The organism is Paraburkholderia sp. JPY419 (genome assembly GCF_050435705.1).
In the GTDB taxonomy this organism is placed as follows: domain Bacteria; phylum Pseudomonadota; class Gammaproteobacteria; order Burkholderiales; family Burkholderiaceae; genus Paraburkholderia; species Paraburkholderia youngii.
This window is the reverse complement of record NZ_JBNDKV010000003.1, coordinates 920,433-938,013: the sequence shown is the minus strand read 5'-3', so window position 1 is coordinate 938,013 and position 17,581 is coordinate 920,433. Positions and strand designations below refer to the sequence as shown.

Here is a 17,581-nt window from a genome sequence, read left to right as displayed (position 1 = left end):
CGGTGAGGATCCACCAGAACAAGTATCTAAATAACATGATCCAGCGGGACGGATTGACAGATACAGCCTTTAATATCACACCAACGTTCACTTTCCACCGGTTGCCTGAGCAGACTTCAATTCGATGACAGAACGGTCGGACCGTGGTGGGCCAAACCCGCTTTGCACCAAGGGCGATCAAGCCCGTGGCTCTGATGGGGTACCTACCCGCGGATATTCATCGTGGGCCTGCAGCGAGCTGCTGCGAACCGAGCCCGGATATATGGCTGCAACCTCGACCTGATGCCAGAGAACCCGGACTGCTTGACAACAGGTAGTCGTCCATACATGGTGCAAAGGTGCAAATAGGTAAGCGGATTGAGAAAGTTCATATAGGTAGGAAGGCTTATCGATCAAACCGGACCGCATTCCATACGGCGGGCGCAGCGGCCTGCTTGAGGCCGAGCTTTACATTTACGCAAACTGCTTCGTTTTTTTGGTGCCCGCTTGCAAAGCGGTTCTGTCGCGATAAGGATGGCAGACCGAGCCTGTTCCCATATAGATAGGATTGCTTATGTCGCCAGCGAGTAGAACTGGGCGGCTGCCGTTCGGTTATCGCCGTCGTTTTTCATCTGCCCCTTGCGAATCATATGCATCACCTCAATACCAGAGAGAATGATGCGCGCACACCGAAAATTCTTGAAGCCCATCATTGGTCTGATGATCCGTTTGATCGCCCGATGGTCCTGTTCCATGAGGTTGTTCAGGTCTCTGTTCTGCCGGATCCTGATCGGGGTTTCGCGCTCGGCGTTGATGGCGTCAAGTGCGGCCAGATTCGCGCCGCTTTTGTCGATAGTCACCGTCTCGGGTTCGCCATTGAGGGCGATCGATTTTTCGAAATATCGCCGCGCCGCAGTCTTATCTCGATGGGCCCGCAGCAGGAAGTCGATGGTGTTGCCAGCCTTGTCGACGGCGCGATACAGGTATTTCCATTGGCCATTGACCTTAATGTAGGTCTCATCGACGCGCCAACTCTTGCCGACGGGGCGTTTGCGGCTACGAAACGTCTTTTCCAGCACCGGCAGCAGCTTGAGGGCCCAACGATGCACGGTTGAATGATCCACTGAGATGCCTCGCTCCGCCATCATTTCTTCCAGGTTTCGCAGACTGAGCGGATAGGCCACATACCAGCGCACGCAAGTCAGGATCACATCAAGCGGTTAATGCAGGCGTTTGAGCACGCGGGCCACGGTCGGATTCAGCGTCTTCATCCAGCTTTCAATCGTTCGTCTTGTTACGAACATCATAGCCGACTGCCTAATTGCAACAGAACCCTACGTCCAGACGCAGTGCGTCGCAGAGCGCCAGCAACACGGATCAAGCGGTCGCATCAGACGCCGTTCCTTTGCGGCCGTCTCCCACCCCATTTCTGACTCGTCTATTCCGACCGAACCGTTACGCAGGCCTCGGACGTCTGCAGCAGGAACGTGAAGCTCTCCTGCAAATAGAGATGCACGCTTTGGTCATCATGGCTCAGATATCCAATCGACACATCCTGTCCAAGGTGGAGCGCGAAATCGCCACCGCGTGTGCTGAGAATACAGCCCCCAGCGATGGCCGGTGCCCAGATGAGCTCACCGCTCACGAATCGACGAATATGCTCGAGCACAGGATAGCCTTGCTCGTTCGCCTCGCTTACGGTTGTATAGGCGTTCGTGCCGAGCACCAACGTATACGGACCGTCCACGCCTTGAAGGCGCAGTTCTTCGAGCGCCTTCGCGATCACGGCTGGATAGCCTGCGGCGTCCGTGGGCAGCAGCAGCACCGGGTTCGACGCAGCTCCGCGGATGCCTGTGATCTGCGCGGCCCGGTAGCCGTCGAAGATCGCGCGGTCTTCCGCGAACGCGAGCCGCGTGGCCGCGTCCTTAGCGGGCTGCCAGTCGGAGTCTTCAGCGCCGCGTTCGACGTCGTCGATAGCGTTGCGCGACAGCGCGAAAGGCACGCGCAACTCGACGAGCGATTGAACTTCGCGTTGGCTCGCGCGAATTCCTTCCAGCGGCGCCTCGATGCCGTTCTGATGCCCCGTGCCGACGCCTGCGAGATCGGCACCGCCCGATCCCGTAACGTCCACGACTCGGCGGCCCGCGACCAGGCGCTTGAACGTGCGCGCGACTTCATCTTCGATCTGCGACCAGGCCGCGCTGGAAATGGGCGCCAGCTCGCGGTGGAGATTATTCATACCGTGGTGCTCCTTTGAGGGATCTGATGGCAAGCGAGCCATCGCCGGACGGCATGTTCTGGGTTGTCTGCGCGTCTGGGATATCCCGGGACGATGCAGACGCGACGGTAATGGTGTGAGCGATTCCTGGGTCGCGCTCGGCGAGCGCCTTGAGCAGAGGCTCGGACGGCACGAAGAACAGTCCGCCCGTCACGGCACGGCTGAAGTCGAGCAGGCGGTCGTAGTTTCCAGCCGGTCGGCCGACAAACATGTTTTCCAGCATCTGTTCGATGGGCTGCGGCGAGCGTGCATAGCCGATGAAATACGTGCCGAATTCGCCAAAGCCGGGCCTGCCGAACGGCATGTTGTCCCGGAGAATCTTGATCTCGTCCCCGTTGGCATCTTCGAGCGTAGTCAGGGAACTATGCGACCAGCTCGGCTTCACCGAATCGTTCAGCTCGATGTCCCGGAGCTTCGTGCGGCCGATGATGTGCTCCTGCGCTTCTACTGACAGCGCACCCCAGCGTCTCATGTCGTGGAGGTACTTCTGCACGAGCACGTAGCTGCCGCCCACGAAGTTCGGGTCTGTGTCGCCGATCACCGTGAAATGCACGGCCTCTTCACCGACCGGATTTTCCGTGCCGTCGACGAAGCCGATCATTGCGCGCATATCGAAGTTGCGAAAGCCATGGACTTCATCCACCGTCGTCGCCGCTCCTTCGAGGCGGGCCATCAATTCTGTGGCGAGTTCGAAGCAGAGGTCCATGTGGTTGGCACGAATGTGCAGGAGCAGGTCCCCCGGTGTCGCCATCGCTACACGCCCACCGGCGCCGAATTCGCGGAACGGGTGGAGTTCAGCCGGACGAGGCGCACCGAAAAGCGCGTCCCACGCGTGCGAGCCGAACCCAACGACGCATGTGAGATTGCCTGATGGCACACGCTTGCCGATGGCGCGCGTGAGATTCGCGACATCGGCGCACCAGGCGCGCACGTTGGCCCGGCTCGCGGCGTCATCGTTGATGGTCGCGACGATGAAAATTGCGTTGCGCGTGACCGGCGAGAAGACGGCTTGGGGAAACGGCGGTACTGAGGATCGTGTCATTTTCTGATGTACTGTTCAGTGGAAGAAGACACCGGACGACCGGTGCGCCTGTGACTCGTTTCAGCAATTTTGCCAGAGCCCCTCATCGCGCGGGGCCACTGAGTGCGCCCTTCATCGCGGCCGTACCCCTACTCTCCTCTGGTCCGGTATATAGCGGCAGCGTGATGCGGAAGACAGCCCCCACTACGGACGCAACGTCGGCGCCGATGTTCCCGCCGTGAGCCTCCACGATTGAACGGCAAATGGAAAGACCCATGCCCATATCGTTCGCCCTGGTCGTGAAGAACGGACGGAAAAGCTGTTCGCGGTCTTCAAAAGCGATCCCGGGACCGCTGTCCTGAATGCTGAGCCGAACCTCGCGTCCCTCCAGCACCTCTGTACAGATGCGGATCAGCCGAGGTCCGTTCTCAAGCCCTGACATTGCTTGCATGGCGTTCATCAGCAGATTAATGATTACCTGCTAGTGGATTCCGACGGGGCAGATGCAGTCCAACGATGTCACGTGATAGCCAATCTCCTTTTGTTATGGCGCAATGACCTTCGGCTTTCGTTTGGTGTGGCCAGAAAAAAGGCCTGCAAGACAGGGCTGACTCATAGAGAAGTTGTCTACGTGCAGTCCGCAGCGCCGCTCCTTCGGCAGCATTTCGAACTCGACGGCCTGCCGTTGGGCTTCCTAGCCGTGCCTCAGGCAAAAGCGCGCGGAGCACACACCAGCACCCGTTTTCGCAAATGCACTGAGCCGGTCGATCAGTTCCACAAAACTTGCGAGGCTTGCCGTGCGAAGTCGATAGCAAGCGATATGATTGCGCTCACAGATGCACTCGAACATCTTCACGGTATCGTCGTCGATACAGTCGGCAGGGAACATGAGCATGTCGACATCTAGCAACGCGTCGGCCAGCAAACCGGTACTGTCCACAGCGTCGCTGCCGCGCGCCATCGTTCCGCCTGAGGCTTCCACGACCCACCGCATCGCAGGGAGAGATTCGGGCCGCCCCCCGACATATAGAACGCGCTTGCCCTGCAAAGCAGCGAGCGGATCGGCCTGCCGACCCGATGGGTAGTGCGCAGGATTCCCCAAAACCCGCTCCATCGCACTTGCTTCCGCTTGCAATGCTCTATTCAGCACATCCATTTCATTCAGCCGTACCCGCATTGCGCGCGTGCTTTCACGCTCGGCCGCAGCGCGCTGTTCCGCACTTTCGCGATAAATCGTATGAAGGGCGATCAGGTCGTCACTTTTGGTAAGTGCTTCGCGCAACATGAGGATTTCCCTTCGCAGTTCCACTTCGACGGTCGCCAGTTGCTCGTTCGGGCATGCAGCGAACCGTTGCTTCTGTATCGCTGCATCGCGCTCGGAACTAGTCTCGTGCAGTCGGCTCCGCTGTCGGTAGAGTTCCGCCCGCAGCGAGGAGCTCTCCCTTTCCGGCGCGACCGGGTGCGTGGTGTCCGTAGGAATTGCTCCGCTAACGGAATCCGGGGCTGCTTGTAAGCAGTCGAACGCGGATTGGTTCATATGCAGCTCCGTTTCGTGACGGGCTTTCATTGCGCCGCGGATCAGCGGATTATCGCCAGCCGTGGCGGCATTTTGCGATAAAGCGAGAACCGCACCCGAAGTTCTAGTGGTGGATAACAGGGATCTTGCATCGGCGCAGCACTTTTCGACTGACTTTCGCCGTGTGTTGGCACCGACCCAGCGTGAATTCAGAAATATATCGCGCGTTTCGCGCGGGCTCCGGCAGACTTCCGATCTTCGGGCTGTGAAAATACACATCTAGTTTCCAGGCTGGTTCGCCTTTACCCCTCTCTTAGATATGCTTTCAACAACGCGATCACGCGTCGTCAGCGCACTGCGCAGGCTGCTCGGTCACATCACTTCTCGGATCGCCGCTCGGTCCAATACTGCTATTTTATCCGTCGATTCGCCACCCGCCATACGAATGGGAACCCAGAACATGGAGCCGACCGCTGGACGCGCGAACGAGTCCTTGCGAATGCAATTGAATATAGCGAATGCGCTATCGTGCCAGTTTGATCAGTCTCAAAGCATCGGTAGTTTGCATCGCCTTGTTTCAGCCAAAACTTGCTCAACGACGTTGCATTTTCGCTGACTGAGGACGTAGCAGGGCCAGCGCATTGTACGCCCGTTAAGGGCAAAACGGCCACGACGACGATCGTGTCGGTGTGGACGTCAAGATGAGGAGCCTTCGTTAGATTGACATTTCGCAAATAAATTGTGCCCGAAATGGGACGAAAATTATTGTCCTTCCGTCTCTCTCATATGAATGTTTGTTCGAGATGACGTTGCAGGGCGCGCCCCTTCAGGAGGCAATTCAATCGGTTCTGTTGCAGTAAGGGTGTCGGGACGAGAAATGTCGATATGATAAGTATTGCTTATGACACAAGGGAGTAAAACTGCTGGGAAGCAGGCGACGGGTCTTTGCCCGCACATTTCATCTGTCCTTTCCTGATCATGTGCATTACCTCGATGCCGCCGAGAATAACCCTCGCACGGTGGAAGTTCTTGAATCCCAGCATCGGCCGGGTCCGGCGTTTGATAGCCCGATGGTCCTGTTCGACAATGTTGTTCAGATACTTGATCTGACGGACCTTGATCGGCGTCCCGCGATCGGCATTCACCGCATCCAGTGCGGCCAGATTGGAGCCGCTTTTGTCGATGGTCACGGTCTCTGGCGTACCATTATGGGCGATCGCCTTTTCAAAGAACCGCCGGGCAGCGACCTTGTCCCGCCTGGCCCTGAGCAGGAAGTCGACCGTGTCGCCCGCCTTGTCCACTGCCCGGTAAAGATATTTCCACTCACCTTTGATCTTGATATAGCTCTCGTCCATTCGCCAGCTTTTCCCAACCGGACGCTTGTGCTTGTGGAAGCTCCTTTCGAAGAGCGGCAACAGTTTGATGACCCAGCGGTACACCGTCGAATGATCCACCGCGACACCACGCTCGTCCATCATTTCCGCAAGATTGCGCAAACTCAGCGAATAGGCCACGTACCATCGCACGCACAGCAAAATCACTTCAAGCGGGTAGTGAAGGCGCTTCAGGACCTTGGCCAAGCCCGGCGCGAGTGTGGTTCGCGGTGTCTTCGTCTTCTTCATCGCACAGCTCAAAAATGCGCTGGCGTACTTCGCAAAGGTGTCGGATTGAAGTACGCCTGGATTGAACTTCACAGCCGACAATGGCCGGTTTCCCTGACCTGCCAGGTGCTGGGTGTCAGCCCCAGTGGTTACCACTCCCGCAAGGCCCGGGACGTCGATACGGAGCGTCCGCGCCGACGCATCAGCAACGACGCGCTGCTGGTTCACATCAAGGCCGTGCACGCTGAATCCAAAGGCGAGTACGGCTGGCCGCGGGGTTGGAGGAAGCAGCTTGCCCAGGGCATTCGTGTCAGCAAGGATCGTGTCCAGCGGCTCATGAAGCTGCACGGCATCAAGGCGAAGACCAAACGCCGCTTCAAGGCCACCACCGACAGCAACCACAACCTGCCGGTCGCGCCGAACCTGCTGCAACGCGACTTCTCGCCTGCTCGCCCCGATCAGGCCTGGAGTACGGACATCACCTACCTCTGGACTGACGAGGGCTGGCTGTACCTGACGGTCATCCTCGACCTGTTCAGCCGTCAGGTGGTGGGCTGGTCGATGCAGCCACACATGCGCACGGAGCTGGTGTCTGACGCTCTGCGTATGGCGTGGTTTCGCCGCCGGCCGGAAGCGGGCCTGATCGTCCATAGCGACAGGGGTAGCCAGTATTGCAGTCATGACTTCCAGGACCTGCTTAAGGGCTACGGCATGCGCAGCTCGATGAGCCGTCGAGGAAATTGTTGGGACACGCGCCGACCGAGAGCTTGTGGGGATCGCTCAAGCGAGCACGCATCCTTGGCCAGCGCTTTGCAACGCATCGCGAAGCGATGGATGAGGTAATCGACTGGCTGAGCTTCTACAATCATTCGCGCTTGCACTCGACGTTGGGCTACGTCAGCCCGATGCAATTCGAGCAGGACTGGTACGCCGCCCAGAACACACGGGTGGCATAATCTCCGCTCAGTTAAGGGATCCGAAATTTGCGGGCAACGTCAATTCTCGGCATGCCCCCAATGGTCATTCGCAGCATAGATCTGCCTGAAGGTCAAGATGGCTCGGCCAGCAGCGAATTGCGCCACTTCGGGAAGCTTCTCGTTCGTTTTCAGCAAGGCATCGATCGACTCCATACACTGCCGCGGTGTCAAGCCTTCCGATTGTGAAACGTTTTCAAAGTCTTTGCATCCCTTGAGCACGAACGGTCTGGTGATCGAACGCGAGGTGTACCCTCGAGCCCCTGTCTCTCTCTATTTGCGACGCCTGTCAGGGCATACTTGTTCTTCTTGTCGTATAGGCAGCTTTTTGTTAAGTCAAAATTTTTTGAAACATGGGGCGGATTGTATTTTTCGCCCGCCCCAATCGCACGAATCGAAGACGAATCCACGACCACGCGCGAGAAGTCGATCTTGTTCACCGCTCGCAACCTCGCCAAAAGCATTGCGTGCAATCGATCCCATACGCCGGCTTGTTGCCAATCGCGTAGCCTTCGCCAGCAACTGACGCCGGAGCCGCATCCCATCTCTGCTGGCAAATCTCGCCATCGGATACCAGTCTTTAGCACAAACAAGATGCCCGTCAGCGCGGCCCGATCCGGAACCGGCTTGCGGCCCGGATACTTGAAGCGGCGTGGCTTCGCTAGTGGTAGCAGTGGCTCGATCAGTGTCCACAGTTCGTCGTCGATGATTGGTTTGCCCATCTCCTCGATCCTGTTGTCACGACGATCGAGGTTAACAGGTTGTGTTGCGGGTTAACAGCGGCTTTGTCCGGATGGGTACGAGTTCCCTTGCCATGGACGCGACTATGCATTTTTGACGCAAACCGGTTTGCCGAAGGCGTTCCACCGGTTCAGCAGGTTGGCGATGATTACGCCTTCGCCTTCCTGCGACGCAAGCTCCTGCGTCAGCAGGCGCTCGCCGATGCAGCGCTTGATGCGCGAGATCTGTGCCTCGACCAGCGAGCATAGATGCCTTTGTCCTCGATGTATCTGACGATCTGGTCATGCCGGCGGGTTCGCTCCTCGCCGCGTACGACAGCGTGAGCTGGCGGTGGGATGACGGGCGTCACGCCCGCGCCTGAAAGCGCTTCGGTACGCTCGATGCTGTAGTACGCGCTATCGGCAATCACCCGATCCATCGGCGCATCAGCGGGCAGCACGGCGTCCATTCCTTCGCGGTCCGATACTTCTGTAGTGGTGATGCGGATCGCGTGTACGTTCATGTCAGCGTCGATCGACAGATGCATCTTGCGCCACGGCGTGCGCGCGGCCTTCTGCCGTACTTTTCCTCGTACCACTGGCTCGTCCGCCCAAAGCTCAATCCCGTGCTGTCGACGATGAGACTGACCGTCTCGCCGCGCCCGAGACGCCGGGCCAGCTGTTCGCAACGCTGCGTGACGCTCACCTCCAGTGAAGCGAACCGTTCGGCCAGCTGACTGGCGCTGGGCACCAGGATGTCCAGCCCGCGAGTCTCCCAGTAGTCCTCCATATAGCCGGTGATCTGCCGCATCCCCCAGCCGAACAGCCGGTAGAAGGTAAAGATCAGCTCGATGTACGCCGTGGTGTAGGTCGGCTCACGCCCCGACACGCCCGGCGTACGGATCTTTGCGTTGATAAGCTGCGCCTTCAGATCGCCGCCCGGCACATACAGGCTGATCATGCTGCGCTTTCTCAGGCTCTGGTTATCCACCCGCGCGTTCGTCACCCGGTATCCCGGCTTCTTGCGCTTGCGCGGTTCACCCGTCTTTAGTCTGGCTTTATATGGCATTATTCAATGCTGGCTTCATGATGTTGCGCTTTTACACAACCCGCAGCATCTTTGCAATTCCCCCATCCGGACAAAGCCCTTCTCAACATCCTGCCGCTTCCCCTGTACACCAGATTCGACAATAGCTCTTTGATTTTGCCCATGCACCTTTAGACCGGTGCAATTTCATTGGTTCAATGGACTAGTCGTGAAGCCCCCTCGCACGGAGGTAGTCGCGTAGCCCTGTCGGTTTGTCGGTGGTTATGAACGTAAAGCTTTGCCCGCGCAAATAGTCAAAGTCGCCTCGATTGTCGGCCGTGTCCTTGCCGCCGGAATAAGAGAAATAGAGATCTGATAACCGGTAGCAACAATGTCCGTCGTTGTAATAGAACTGGCCGTCACCTGGCCCATCAGGGATAGCGTTAAAGACGCCAACTGCATAGTTGGCATTTTTGACCGTGTCGAGTTGGCCTTGAAGCAATCCAAGGAACTGTTTTACGTTGACCTCGAATGCAGTGCTGCCGCGGCGTTCCCGCCAATCATCGATCGAAGCCGGTACATCAATTTTCCCCAACATATTGGTTGTGTAAACGGGTATGGCTCGAATAGCGGTTGCATCACTACTGAATGAAGCGTAGGTCGGATAGAGAGTTGCGTTGACCTTTACGGCGACAATGTCGCGCGCTCGATCCCCGAATTGTTCTCGTGCGCGGACGTCGATGGCATGCACCGCATCTTTCGTTTTGGCATCGAAGATGATCGGAATCGTCAAATGATGTTCTTTCCAATAGTCGAACACGTCAGTGACACTGGGCACGGTATAGTCTGTGGCGCTGTCACGCGACGGCGTTAAGAGATTCAGTCCCTTGACGGTTTCCCAAGGCACTGTGTTCACGGCAGGATTCGAGCCTGTGTTTAGAATTGGATCATATTGTGTCTTATCGCCGACGAAGTTATACACGTCCGTCGTGCGCCCCAGGTTGAAATCGTGCATGATGACCGGTACGCCTTCGCTCGTTAGCTTCACGTCGAGTTCCACCGCGTCGCAGCATGCATCATCTGCCGCCTGCAGCGACGCGAGCGAATTCTCGGGCGTGCGCGGATTCGGCGCGGACTCGCCCCAGAGTCCGCGATGCGCGAGCACTGTGACGTTAAAATGTCCTTTTTGTGGATCAAACAAGGCGGCCATTCTTGCTTCAACTGACGGACAGGCCGCTGACGGTTGAGACGTAAGAATGAAGGCGGCGAGAACGACAAACCCGGAAAAGTGTGTTCGAAGACGTGACAACGAGGGCACCGCGTACATAGATCACTCCAATTGGCTATTTGAAGCGACCCGGATTTTGTGGATGCTTCAACTTTTGAGACGAGCCTTGAATAAAAAGGGCGACTGCGCCATCCGTATCGAAAGTCTGGCATTCATCCATGAAGCCTTCGTGAACCTCGTCTGTTGCATCATCTGCTGGACAAGGAGGGATTCCCTGTGCTGTCAGGCGAAAATGCGAAGATAGGAGACCTCATTTTGTTAAGGTTTACCAAAGTCCAGGCATTGACGCCCCGCTCAGCTATCTCGAAAGCAGCGCGAATCAGTTGGGGAAGAGTAATGTCGCGGTTGAGTCTTGGCCGGGAACTGTCGGCTTTGTCCGGATGGGGGAATTGCAAAGATGCTGCGGGTTGTGTAAAAGCGCAACATCATGAAGCCAGCATTGAATAATGCCATATAAAGCCAGACTAAAGACGGGTGAACCGCGCAAGCGCAAGAAGCCGGGATACCGGGTGACGAACGCGCGGGTGGATAACCAGAGCCTGAGAAAGCGCAGCATGATCAGCCTGTATGTGCCGGGCGGCGATCTGAAGGCGCAGCTTATCAACGCAAAGATCCGTACGCCGGGCGTGTCGGGGCGTGAGCCGACCTACACCACGGCGTACATCGAGCTGATCTTTACCTTCTACCGGCTGTTCGGCTGGGGGATGCGGCAGATCACCGGCTATATGGAGGACTACTGGGAGACTCGCGGGCTGGACATCCTGGTGCCCAGCGCCAGTCAGCTGGCCGAACGGTTCGCTTCACTGGAGGTGAGCGTCACGCAGCGTTGCGAACAGCTGGCCCGGCGTCTCGGGCGCGGCGAGACGGTCAGTCTCATCGTCGACAGCACGGGATTGAGCTTTGGGCGGACGAGCCAGTGGTACGAGGAAAAGTACGGCAGAAGGCCGCGCGCACGCCGTGGCGCAAGATGCATCTGTCGATCGACGCTGACATGAACGTACACGCGATCCGCATCACCACTACAGAAGTATCGGACCGCGAAGGAATGGACGCCGTGCTGCCCGCTGATGCGCCGATGGATCGGGTGATTGCCGATAGCGCGTACTACAGCATCGAGCGTACCGAAGCGCTTTCAGGCGCGGGCGTGACGCCCGTCATCCCACCGCCAGCTCACGCTGTCGTACGCGGCGAGGAGCGAACCCGCCGGCATGACCAGATCGTCAGATACATCGAGGACAAAGGTATCTATGCATTTCACAAGAAATACGGCTACGGTGTGCGCTCGCTGGTCGAGGCACAGATCTCGCGCATCAAGCGCTGCATCGGCGAGCGCCTGCTGACGCAGGAGCTTGCGTCGCAGGAAGGCGAAGGCATAATCATCGCCAACCTGCTGAACCGGTGGAACGCCTTCGGCAAACCGGTTTGCGTCAAAAATGCATAGTCGCGTCCATGGCACGGGAACTCGTACCCATCCGGACAAAGCCACGCTGTAGGGTCGCGAGCGGGTGCTCTGTACCTCGCCGACAAGGATATCGTCAGCCTACCACTGTGAATCCGAGACAGCCAGACCATAGTCGCGCGACTTCGCGACCGTGTAGGCGTCCAGCCATGCGGTGATCTGTTACATTTGTCGCAAATGCGACGTTGAGAACATTGAAGCTGCCGCTTCGGAAGACTCGCTGGAATACCGAACTGACGTGGGATTTGCCGCCTCATGCAGACTTGGCACAAAAAATGCTGATCAAGAGAGAAGTTAGTGGGTGCGGCAGCAGGCAGCGTGGTGCAAGGCATTGCACATCGCCACGCCCAACTCGTTCAACGTAGCGATCGTTAGGGCTACCCAATGATAGCGTTATCGAAAGGAGAGGCGGGCGAAGGCCGTGCTGCCCACGGAGAGCTATCCCCCCGGCATGAAGGCCGGGATTCCCCGCGCATTCTAATGAAAAAATTTTTAGTATCAATCGCCTCGTTTGTGTTGCTACTGTCGATGACGGTGACCTCAGCCGCTGCAGCCGTGGCTGCCCCCGCGCCGTTGCCAAAGTGGAGCGTGTTGATTTTCATGAACGGGAAGAATGATCTCGAACCGTTTGCTCTGCAAAACTGGAGGCAGATCGCGAACGCGGGAAGTACAGACGAGGTGGCCATTGCCGTCGAGTTCGGACGAATCGGCGATCCCGATGAACCCGGTAGCTGGGGCGGCGTGAAGCGCTTTTTTGTCGAGAAAGGCATGACTCCGGATGCGGCGAACGCAGTACAGGACCCAGCACAGCTAGTGCGGAATGCGGACATGGGCGACTTTGATGCATTTCGTGAATTCCTCGCATGGGGAAAGAAGTACCATCCTGCGAAGCACTATATGGTGGTTGTTTGGAATCACGGAGCGGGGTGGCGCGCGAACCGAAAGTCGTCGCCTCCGATGCGATCCGTGTCGTTCGATGAAGAAACTCAACACGCACTTTATAACGTCGACGTGTCAAATGCGATCCAGCAGGTATTTGGAGAAGAAAAGATCGACGTCGCTGGCTTTGATGCTTGTCTAATGGCGAATCTAGAAAATGCATACGAGTTGCGCTCGCGAGCGAGTTATTTGGTTGGAAGCGAGGAACTGGAGCCGGGCGCGGGATGGGACTACGGGTTCCTCGGCGAACTCGTCAAAAATCCGGCAATGAGCGGGAGCGATTTGTCCAAATCGATTGTCGCACATTACGCAACTTACTATACCGCTAACCCGTCGGGTCACGTGACACTTTCCGCAATCGATCTTGGTAAAGTCGTCCAGATTGTCGAGGGGCTAAATCGAACTGCCGCGTCGATCGAGGCCAACGCGCCCGTCGCATTCGTGCCACTGGCATCGTCGTTCGATCGCGGCGCTGTGTCCTCATTGTCAGAGCCGTCGTTCGACAGTGCTGCGGCTGCGCGCGAATCGCGCGCACCTCTGCGCTACTACGGCGACGCGACCGTCGGCGCAGTCGACCTCTCCGCTTGGCTGGACAACCTTGTCGCGACCAAATTGACCAATCCAGTGACGGCCTCCTCCGCAAGCAGCGCGCGGACCGCTCTCCGGGCGGCTGTTCTCGTCAATTTTCACGCAGGCTGCTCGGCTAGCGCGACGGCTTGCGGTGACAATGGTCTATCGATCCTCTTTCCCAAGAGCGGTACGGACTACAAGTTGCTGGTCGATGCAAGCGGTTATGACAGGACGAATGTGTTCAAGCCCGGGGCGTTCGTCAAAGAGACAGGTTGGCCGAAGTTTCTTCACGACGTGTTCGGCATTCCGCTGAAGCTCTAGTGTGGTGAGTTAGAAATTCATTTCATTAATCAGTTTTGCTGCCAGCGATGACGAAGTGCTGCTTGAAGAGGCGTTCGGATTCGCGCAAACCGTCGTCGGTGAGGATCACGGATTTCGCTTTATTGACCGGATCGCCGATCAGGCCGCGTTCGTAGAGTCGGTTGGGCGCATCCCAATCGAAGCTCTTCCAGGCGCGGTTGTGGTCGTGCAGTGTCAAATAGAGAAGCGCGAGGACGGTGTCGTCAATCGCGGCAGTGTCGATGTTCATGGTGTTCATCCCGATAACGTTTAGATCCGTGTGCAGAATCTTTCGAGGCTGGCGAGAATTTCGTCAGCTGACTTGCTCCAGACGAACGGCCGGGGATTCGAGTTATAGACATCGAGGTAATGCCGGATCGCCTCTTCAAGTTGCCGTGTCGAGCGATGCGTGCCACGTCGAATGTATTTTTCGGTCAGCGTTGCAAACCAACGTTCCACCTGATTGAGCCACGACGCTGACGTTGGCGTGAAGTGAATATGGAAGCGAGGGTGTCGCGCGAACCAGTTTTTGATCGAAGGTGTCTTATGCGTGCCGTAGTTATCCATCGCCAGATGAACTTCCATCTCAGCGGGCACGCTGGCATCTACCGTGCGCAGGAACTGCACGAATTCACTGCTGCGATGGCGACGATGCAATTCGCCGATGACTTCGCCAGTGGCAATGTCCAGCGCGGCAAACAATGTGGTGGTGCCGTGGCGCATGTAGTCGTGAGTGCGACGCTCGGGAATGCCGGGCGCCAAGGGCAGTATGGGCTGCGTTCGGTCCAATGCCTGGATCTGGCTCTTCTCGTCGACACACAGCACCATCGCCTTCAGTGGCGGATCGAGGTACAGACCGACGATGTCACGAACCTTGTCAACGAACAGCGGATCGCTCGAGAGTTTGAAGGTTTCCTGCCGATGCGGATGCAGGCCGAAGGCTCGCCAGATTCGCGACACTGCAGTTTGCGAAAGGCTCATCTCCCGAGCCATCGTCCGTGTACTCCAGTGCGTCGCTCCTTTGGGTACGGACTCCAGCGTCTTCGCGATAACGGCATCGACACGTGCGTCGTCGATCGATCTGGGTGCGCCCGGACGCGGCGCGTCAAGCAGGCCATCCAGCCGATGCATCACGTAGCGCCCACGCCACTTCGAAACAGTTTGCTGGGTGAGCCGCAGTTTCGCCGCGACCGTCCTGTTGTCGGTGCCCTCGGCGCAGGCCAGCACGATCCGCGCTCGCAATGCCAACGCCTGCGCCGTCTTGCGGCGCATCGTCAGGGCCGTGAACTGCTCGCGTTCCGCTTCGCTCAACACGAGCTCTGCTTTGGGTCTTCCGCTCATTGCCGCCTCTTCGTGTCCGTCGCATTGACCACACGGTACTACAGGCAGCAAATTGTTCAACGAATTTCTAACTCACCACACTAGCGGGCTGTTGAATTTGGGTCTCGTGTAAACGGGGTTTGAGGGACGGGCGTTATGGATATCGTGTTCATGATCTTTGGCAGCGGATGCGATGCGCGGAATGGATGAGATGCAGGAACCCCTGTTCACGACGGTCAAGCTCGAGGACTTCGTCCCGGCAGATCACCCGTTGCGACCGATCCGGTTGCTGGTGAATGACGCGTTGAAACGGCTCAACGGGCTGTTCAGCGTCATCTACGCGGACACCGGCCGTGCCTCGATTGCGCCTGAGAAGCTGATGCGGGCGCTGCTGTTGCAGGTGTTCTACTCGGTGCGCAGCGAGCGCATGCTGATGGAGCAGATGCGCTACAACCTGCTGTTCCGCTGGTTTGTCGGGCTGGCGATCGAGGACGCGGTGTGGGACCACTCGGTGTTCTCGAAGAACCGCGACCGGCTTCTGGAGCATGAAGTCGTGGAAGCGTTCTTCACCGAAGTCATGAGCCTGGCGGACAAGCGGGGCTTGCTGTCGAGAGAGCATTTCTCGGTGGACGGCACGCTGATTCAGGCGTGGGCCAGTCACAAGAGCTTCCACCGCAAGGACGGCCCGGACGATGGTCCGCCAGCCGGCGGTGGCCGCAACGCCGACACTGACTGGAAAGGCGAGCGACGTAGCAATGCCACGCACGAGTCGACTACTGATCCGGAGGCGCGATTGTTCAAGAAGAGCCACAAGAGCCCGGCCATCCTGTGCTACCAGGGGCACATCCTGATGGAGAATCGCTCGGGGCTGGTGGTCGGCGCCGTGGTCAGTCACGCAGATGGTTTCGCCGAGCGGGCCAGCGCATTGCAATTGCTCGATCGCGTGCCAGGCGATCATGCGAAGACAGTTGGTGCCGACAAGGCGTATGACACCCGCGACTTCGTGAACGATTGCCGCGCTCGCAACGTGACACCGCATGTCGCGCGCAACGATGAGCGTTGGGGCGGCAGCGCAATCGACGGTCGCACTTCGCGGCACGCAGGCTACCGGATTAGCCAGATCATCCGCAAACGAATCGAAGAGCATTTCGGCTGGGGTAAAACAGTCGGTCGGATCCGGCAGACGGTCTATCGCGGTATCAGGCGCGTCAACCAGCACTTCAAGCTGACGATGGTTGCGAGCAATCTGACCCGCATGGCCCGAATGCCAGGGGTGGTGCCGCAAGGAGCGGCGCGATGAGCCGTCACGGCGTGAAGACTGCGCGCCAGCAGGGCTGCATGCGTGCGCATGCCCCGCGCGGATCGCGCGGCAAACCGGTAATTCAGCGGGAAATTGCACGCGCAAGTCTCCTGAACGTAGCTTCGGTCGTCATGACGGGGCGCTTTTCAACAGCCTGCTAGAAGGTGTTATGAACTTTCGGCCAGACCTGGTACCCTGGCGGGATGAAAAAACGCAGCCCCTACCCAACGGATGTATCGGATGAAGAGTGGTACTTCGCCGCGCCGTACCTGACATTGATGAACAAGGACGCGCCTCAGCGTCGCTACGAATTGCGCGAGATGTTCAACGCTTTGCGCTGGATTGACCTCGCGGCAATGTGCAGCAGCGAGAGTTGCACATAGGCCATGTGGACGCAACACGGATCAATGTCGATACAGGTCGCGTGCATCACCTGCTAATAGTTGTGGCCGGCAGCATGCAAAGATTCCGCCGCAGCGATCACCATGCCGCCAGCGCCACATGCGGGCTCCTGAAGCCGGATGAAACCCTGCCGTTGAACTTCGGCACCGCAATCGCCCATCAGCATCATCGACATCATCCGGGAGACGAGAACTGCCCTGCCCTGTCGTTTCCGAGCCCCAGCTGCATCATGTAGGTCTCGCCGAGGACGTCCGTCAGGCCACCGCCAATCAATTGAGCGCCTGACGTTGGCTTGCCGATCATCGCCACACGCAGCTCGAACGCGACTCAACGAGAAGGCCAAGCATTTGCGGGAATTTCGCAACTTCCTCCTTTTTGTACTTCCCGACGATATCGAGGTAGCGCTTCTCGCGGGCATCGAACTGCGCACGGTCCACACTGTTGCTGATCGCCAGCGCACTCAACTCGACGAAGTCGGAAAACACCGTATGCAGATGATGTCCGTAGGAAAACGACTGGATCAGTTTCACCAGCTCTTTCTAGCACGAATCCGCGCTCAGATCGTGCTTACGTTGTGCCATGCCCAAGGTCCGAAAAATAGACGAGGCATGCCCCGAGGGGCGTGCCCCACGGGGTTAATGAATTAGTCCTAGATGCCGTGACGGGAACACGCCCGCAACGGGTGTGAACCCGTCGGGGGAATGAAAAGCGCCCACGTGCTGCGGGCGTTTAGTCGATGCGTCAGTGACGCGATGGATGCCTAGATGCTACCGCTCGCGTTCCGGCGGCATTCCCGAAATGGGCGCGAATTCTGTATGGCTTTCAGGCTTTTCCGCGCTCACACGTCGG

Annotated in this window: 18 protein-coding genes and 3 pseudogenes; 6 read left to right on the top strand and 15 right to left on the bottom strand. The window is 58.0% G+C overall.

The features are described from left to right. Nucleotides 1-551: 551 nt before the first annotated feature. The 6 genes from QFZ91_RS28085 to QFZ91_RS28060 form a co-directional block, all read right to left on the bottom strand. Nucleotides 552-1,190 carry an IS6 family transposase gene (locus QFZ91_RS28085; RefSeq protein WP_429569095.1) on the bottom strand — a complete coding sequence of 213 codons (639 nt, stop codon included), beginning with the start codon at nt 1,188-1,190 and terminating at the stop codon, nt 552-554. Between the two features lie 227 nt (nt 1,191-1,417). Beyond that, nucleotides 1,418-2,218, bottom strand: coding sequence for a family 1 encapsulin nanocompartment shell protein (locus QFZ91_RS28080; RefSeq protein ID WP_176370018.1), 801 nt, complete (start codon nt 2,216-2,218; stop codon nt 1,418-1,420). Continuing rightward, the gene (locus tag QFZ91_RS28075; RefSeq protein ID WP_176370019.1) at nt 2,211-3,299 is read right to left on the bottom strand and encodes a Dyp-type peroxidase; all 1,089 of its coding nucleotides are present in this window, start codon (nt 3,297-3,299) and stop codon (nt 2,211-2,213) included. The genes QFZ91_RS28080 and QFZ91_RS28075 overlap by 8 nt, the downstream gene beginning before the upstream one ends. 82 nt (nt 3,300-3,381) lie before the next feature. Further along, complete coding sequence (locus QFZ91_RS28070) at nt 3,382-3,738, bottom strand: ATP-binding protein (RefSeq protein ID WP_429569094.1); 357 nt, start codon at nt 3,736-3,738, stop codon at nt 3,382-3,384. A gap of 234 nt (nt 3,739-3,972) precedes the next feature. Next, a complete protein-coding gene (locus QFZ91_RS28065; RefSeq protein WP_176370021.1) occupies nt 3,973-4,815 on the bottom strand; it encodes a DUF2325 domain-containing protein in 843 nt (280 codons plus the stop codon). 878 nt (nt 4,816-5,693) lie between these two features. Beyond that, complete coding sequence (locus tag QFZ91_RS28060; protein WP_429569093.1) at nt 5,694-6,416, bottom strand: IS6 family transposase; 723 nt, start codon at nt 6,414-6,416, stop codon at nt 5,694-5,696. A gap of 9 nt (nt 6,417-6,425) precedes the next feature. On the opposite strand from QFZ91_RS28060, the pseudogene QFZ91_RS28055 reads away from it, so the two are divergent. After that, nucleotides 6,426-7,351, top strand: a pseudogene (locus QFZ91_RS28055) (IS3 family transposase); the annotation flags it as partial. Nucleotides 7,352-7,390: 39 nt separating this feature from the next. On the opposite strand, the gene QFZ91_RS28050 reads toward QFZ91_RS28055, so the two are convergent. From QFZ91_RS28050 to QFZ91_RS28030, 5 genes and pseudogenes are all read right to left on the bottom strand, one after another. Next, the gene (locus tag QFZ91_RS28050; protein ID WP_368719155.1) at nt 7,391-7,525 is read right to left on the bottom strand and encodes a hypothetical protein; all 135 of its coding nucleotides are present in this window, start codon (nt 7,523-7,525) and stop codon (nt 7,391-7,393) included. A 203-nt stretch (nt 7,526-7,728) separates the two neighbouring features. Continuing rightward, nucleotides 7,729-8,091 (bottom strand): annotated as a pseudogene (locus QFZ91_RS28045) (transposase); the annotation flags it as partial. Between the two features lie 203 nt (nt 8,092-8,294). Beyond that, complete coding sequence (locus QFZ91_RS28040; protein WP_429569092.1) at nt 8,295-8,612, bottom strand: transposase; 318 nt, start codon at nt 8,610-8,612, stop codon at nt 8,295-8,297. Further along, on the bottom strand, nt 8,609-9,157 hold the full coding sequence (locus tag QFZ91_RS28035; protein ID WP_429569090.1) for a transposase: 549 nt from the start codon (nt 9,155-9,157) through the stop codon (nt 8,609-8,611). Before QFZ91_RS28035 ends, QFZ91_RS28040 begins: the two co-directional genes overlap by 4 nt. Nucleotides 9,158-9,338: 181 nt before the next feature. Further along, on the bottom strand, nt 9,339-10,325 hold the full coding sequence (locus QFZ91_RS28030; RefSeq protein ID WP_429569091.1) for a glycerophosphodiester phosphodiesterase family protein: 987 nt from the start codon (nt 10,323-10,325) through the stop codon (nt 9,339-9,341). 524 nt (nt 10,326-10,849) lie between these two features. On the opposite strand from QFZ91_RS28030, the gene QFZ91_RS28025 reads away from it, so the two are divergent. From QFZ91_RS28025 to QFZ91_RS28015, 3 genes are all read left to right on the top strand, one after another. Continuing rightward, nucleotides 10,850-11,398, top strand: coding sequence for a transposase (locus QFZ91_RS28025; protein ID WP_429569090.1), 549 nt, complete (start codon nt 10,850-10,852; stop codon nt 11,396-11,398). Next, entirely contained in the window at nt 11,395-11,844 is a 450-nt protein-coding gene (locus QFZ91_RS28020; protein ID WP_429569089.1) for a transposase, read from the top strand. The genes QFZ91_RS28025 and QFZ91_RS28020 overlap by 4 nt, the downstream gene beginning before the upstream one ends. Nucleotides 11,845-12,342: 498 nt before the next feature. Next, complete coding sequence (locus QFZ91_RS28015) at nt 12,343-13,692, top strand: clostripain-related cysteine peptidase (protein WP_429569088.1); 1,350 nt, start codon at nt 12,343-12,345, stop codon at nt 13,690-13,692. Between the two features lie 25 nt (nt 13,693-13,717). Here the strand turns inward: QFZ91_RS28015 and QFZ91_RS28010 are convergent, their stop codons facing one another. Next, on the bottom strand, nt 13,718-13,960 hold the full coding sequence (locus QFZ91_RS28010; protein WP_176370162.1) for a DUF6429 family protein: 243 nt from the start codon (nt 13,958-13,960) through the stop codon (nt 13,718-13,720). A gap of 20 nt (nt 13,961-13,980) precedes the next feature. Then, entirely contained in the window at nt 13,981-15,051 is a 1,071-nt protein-coding gene (locus QFZ91_RS28005) for an IS630 family transposase (protein WP_429569087.1), read from the bottom strand. A gap of 172 nt (nt 15,052-15,223) precedes the next feature. On the opposite strand from QFZ91_RS28005, the gene QFZ91_RS28000 reads away from it, so the two are divergent. Beyond that, the gene (locus QFZ91_RS28000) at nt 15,224-16,330 is read left to right on the top strand and encodes an IS5 family transposase (protein WP_429569086.1); all 1,107 of its coding nucleotides are present in this window, start codon (nt 15,224-15,226) and stop codon (nt 16,328-16,330) included. 203 nt (nt 16,331-16,533) lie between these two features. Further along, nucleotides 16,534-16,674: pseudogene (locus QFZ91_RS27995) on the top strand (transposase); the annotation flags it as partial. Between the two features lie 92 nt (nt 16,675-16,766). Here QFZ91_RS27995 and QFZ91_RS27990 read toward each other — a convergent pair. Both QFZ91_RS27990 and QFZ91_RS27985 read right to left on the bottom strand, forming a co-directional pair. Further along, nucleotides 16,767-16,901, bottom strand: coding sequence for a hypothetical protein (locus tag QFZ91_RS27990; RefSeq protein WP_429569085.1), 135 nt, complete (start codon nt 16,899-16,901; stop codon nt 16,767-16,769). A 130-nt stretch (nt 16,902-17,031) separates the two neighbouring features. Further along, nucleotides 17,032-17,262 (bottom strand): hypothetical protein, encoded by a 231-nt coding sequence (locus tag QFZ91_RS27985; protein ID WP_429569084.1) that lies wholly within the window; start codon nt 17,260-17,262, stop codon nt 17,032-17,034. Between the last annotated feature and the right edge of the window lie 319 nt (nt 17,263-17,581).

Bases quoted from the DNA above. Each gene is read 5' to 3' on its own strand.
- QFZ91_RS28080 (WP_176370018.1), bottom strand. From the start codon at position 2,218: ATGAATAATCTCCACCGCGAGCTGGCGCCCATTTCCAGCGCGGCCTGG.
- QFZ91_RS28075 (WP_176370019.1), bottom strand. From the start codon at position 3,299: ATGACACGATCCTCAGTACCGCCGTTTCCCCAAGCCGTCTTCTCGCCG.
- QFZ91_RS28070 (WP_429569094.1), bottom strand. From the start codon at position 3,738: ATGAACGCCATGCAAGCAATGTCAGGGCTTGAGAACGGACCTCGGCTG.
- QFZ91_RS28065 (WP_176370021.1), bottom strand. From the start codon at position 4,815: ATGAACCAATCCGCGTTCGACTGCTTACAAGCAGCCCCGGATTCCGTT.
- QFZ91_RS28060 (WP_429569093.1), bottom strand. From the start codon at position 6,416: ATGAAGAAGACGAAGACACCGCGAACCACACTCGCGCCGGGCTTGGCC.
- QFZ91_RS28050 (WP_368719155.1), bottom strand. From the start codon at position 7,525: ATGGAGTCGATCGATGCCTTGCTGAAAACGAACGAGAAGCTTCCCGAA.
- QFZ91_RS28040 (WP_429569092.1), bottom strand. From the start codon at position 8,612: ATGAACGTACACGCGATCCGCATCACCACTACAGAAGTATCGGACCGC.
- QFZ91_RS28035 (WP_429569090.1), bottom strand. From the start codon at position 9,157: ATGCCATATAAAGCCAGACTAAAGACGGGTGAACCGCGCAAGCGCAAG.
- QFZ91_RS28030 (WP_429569091.1), bottom strand. From the start codon at position 10,325: ATGGCCGCCTTGTTTGATCCACAAAAAGGACATTTTAACGTCACAGTG.
- QFZ91_RS28025 (WP_429569090.1), top strand. From the start codon at position 10,850: ATGCCATATAAAGCCAGACTAAAGACGGGTGAACCGCGCAAGCGCAAG.
- QFZ91_RS28020 (WP_429569089.1), top strand. From the start codon at position 11,395: ATGAACGTACACGCGATCCGCATCACCACTACAGAAGTATCGGACCGC.
- QFZ91_RS28015 (WP_429569088.1), top strand. From the start codon at position 12,343: ATGAAAAAATTTTTAGTATCAATCGCCTCGTTTGTGTTGCTACTGTCG.
- QFZ91_RS28010 (WP_176370162.1), bottom strand. From the start codon at position 13,960: ATGAACATCGACACTGCCGCGATTGACGACACCGTCCTCGCGCTTCTC.
- QFZ91_RS28005 (WP_429569087.1), bottom strand. From the start codon at position 15,051: ATGAGCGGAAGACCCAAAGCAGAGCTCGTGTTGAGCGAAGCGGAACGC.
- QFZ91_RS28000 (WP_429569086.1), top strand. From the start codon at position 15,224: ATGCGCGGAATGGATGAGATGCAGGAACCCCTGTTCACGACGGTCAAG.
- QFZ91_RS27990 (WP_429569085.1), bottom strand. From the start codon at position 16,901: ATGATGCTGATGGGCGATTGCGGTGCCGAAGTTCAACGGCAGGGTTTC.